This is a genomic window from Streptomyces sp. NPDC058086 (assembly GCF_042885015.1).
Lineage (GTDB): Bacteria > Actinomycetota > Actinomycetes > Streptomycetales > Streptomycetaceae > Streptomyces.
Window position 1 is genome coordinate 1 of record NZ_JBHVST010000272.1, and the last position, 2,086, is coordinate 2,086.

Below are 2,086 nucleotides of genomic sequence, written 5' to 3' on the forward strand. Positions count from 1 at the left end.
CGCCGGAGGGGCGCCCCCAGTGGCATTTTCTGCGCATGCTGGCGAGTATTTCGTGTCGTAACGTCCTAATATGAGTAACCCTGTGCCGCCGCGCAAGGACCCTGACCAGCCGTGGCGTACCGAGGGAACGCCACCGGACTCGACCGGTCCGCCCTCCGGGCGAAGAAAGATGCCCGGTGGCTGGATCGGCCTCGTTGTCGCCGTCCTGGTCGTGTTCGTGATCGCCCTCTTGGTGCTGTCCTTCTTCAATGAGGGCACCGAGCCGACGATCTCGTACACGGAGTTCAGCAAGCAGGTCGACAACGACAACATCACCAAGATCTACTCCAAGGGCGACGCGATCCAGGGCCAGCTCAAGACGGCCCAGGCCAATCCGGACGGCGGCGCGAAGTACACCAAGTTCAAGACCCAGCGCCCGTCCTTCGCGGACGACAAGCTCTGGCAGAACCTGGAGACGCACCACGTCACGGTGACCGCCTCACCGGTGGTCCAGCAGCGCAGCTTCCTCTCCAACCTGCTGATCTCCCTGGCCCCGATCGTGCTCCTGGTACTGCTGTGGATGTTCTTCGCCCGGCGGCTGCGGGCGGGCATCGGCGGCCCGGGCGGCATGCTCGGCCGCAAGGCGCCCCCGAAACCGGTCGAACTGCAGCCCGGCGCCCAGCGCACGACCTTCGCCGACGTGGCCGGAATCGACGAGGTCGAGGGCGAACTGAACGACATCGTCGACTTCCTCAAGAATCCGGACGCGTACCGCAGGATGGGCGCGAAGATGCCGCGCGGTGTGCTCCTCGCGGGTGCGCCCGGCACGGGAAAGACCCTGCTCGCGCGCGCCGTGGCGGGGGAGGCGGGCGTTCCGTTCTTCTCGGCCTCGGCATCGGAGTTCATCGAGATGATCGTGGGCGTGGGCGCGTCCCGGGTCCGGGAACTCTTCGCCGAGGCCCGAAAAGTGGCCCCTTCGATCATCTTCATCGACGAGATCGACACCATCGGGCGGTCCCGGGCCGGCGGCTCGGCGATGGGCGGCCACGACGAGCGCGAGCAGACCCTGAACCAGATCCTCACCGAGATGGACGGCTTCTCGGGCTTCGAGGGCGTCATCGTCATCGCGGCGACGAACCGTGCGGACATCCTGGACCCGGCGCTGACCCGCCCCGGCCGCTTCGACCGGATCGTCAACGTCGCGCCCCCCGACCGCCGTGGCCGTGAGGCGATCCTGCGGATCCACACCCGCAAGATCCCGCTGTCCCCGGAAGTGGACCTGGCCCAGGTGGCCCGCACGACGCCGGGCATGACCGGTGCGGATCTGGCCAACCTCGCCAACGAGGCAGCGCTGCTCGCCGTCAAGCGCAAGCAGGACGAGGTGGCGCCGCCGGACCTCTCCGAGGCGCTGGAGAAGGTGCAGCTCGGTGCGGAGCGTTCCCTGGTGATGCCCTACGAGGAGCGCCGCCGGACCGCGTACCACGAGAGCGGCCACGCCCTTCTCGGCATGCTGCAGCCGGGTGCCGACCCGGTTCGCAAGATCACCATCGTCCCGCGCGGGCGCGCGCTGGGCGTCACGCTCTCGACACCGGACACCGACCGGTACTCGTACACCGAGGAGTACCTGCGCGGTCGGATCATCGGTGCCCTGGGGGGCATGGCCGCCGAACACGTCGTCTACGGAGTCGTCACGACCGGCTCCGAGAACGACCTCGAACAGGTCACCAACGTCGTTCGCGGCATGGTCGCCCGCTGGGGCATGAGCGAACGGGTCGGCCGCCTCTCCGCCCTCCCCAACGATGCCCAGCAGGCTTATGGCCTCGCCGCCGCGCCCGCCACCCTCGACTCCATCGACCACGAGATGCGGCGCATCGTCGACGAGTGCTACGAGGAGGCGTGCCAGAAGCTCCGCGACCACCGGGACCAACTGAACGCCCTTGCGGAGGCCCTCCTCGCGAACGAGACGCTGGAGGAGGCACAGGCATACCGGATCGCCGGTGTGACGCGCGTGAAGAAGGAGGAGGTGTGAGGCAGTTCCCCGCGCCCCGTTTCCAGGGGCGAGGGGAACTGCGCAATCTTTTGGCGGGGGTCTGGGGGCGGAGCCCCC

At 68.5% G+C, this 2,086-nt stretch carries 1 protein-coding gene; it reads left to right on the plus strand.

All coding sequences use genetic code 11. From position 1 onward, the window contains the following. Positions 1–70 precede the first annotated feature (70 nt). Positions 71–2,008 carry an ATP-dependent zinc metalloprotease FtsH gene (gene ftsH / locus ACFVWD_RS58155; RefSeq protein ID WP_389607271.1) on the plus strand — a complete coding sequence of 646 codons (1,938 nt, stop codon included), beginning with the start codon at positions 71–73 and terminating at the stop codon, positions 2,006–2,008. Positions 2,009–2,086: the final 78 nt, after the last annotated feature.

Bases quoted from the DNA above. Each gene is read 5' to 3' on its own strand.
- ftsH (WP_389607271.1), top strand. From the start codon at position 71: ATGAGTAACCCTGTGCCGCCGCGCAAGGACCCTGACCAGCCGTGGCGT.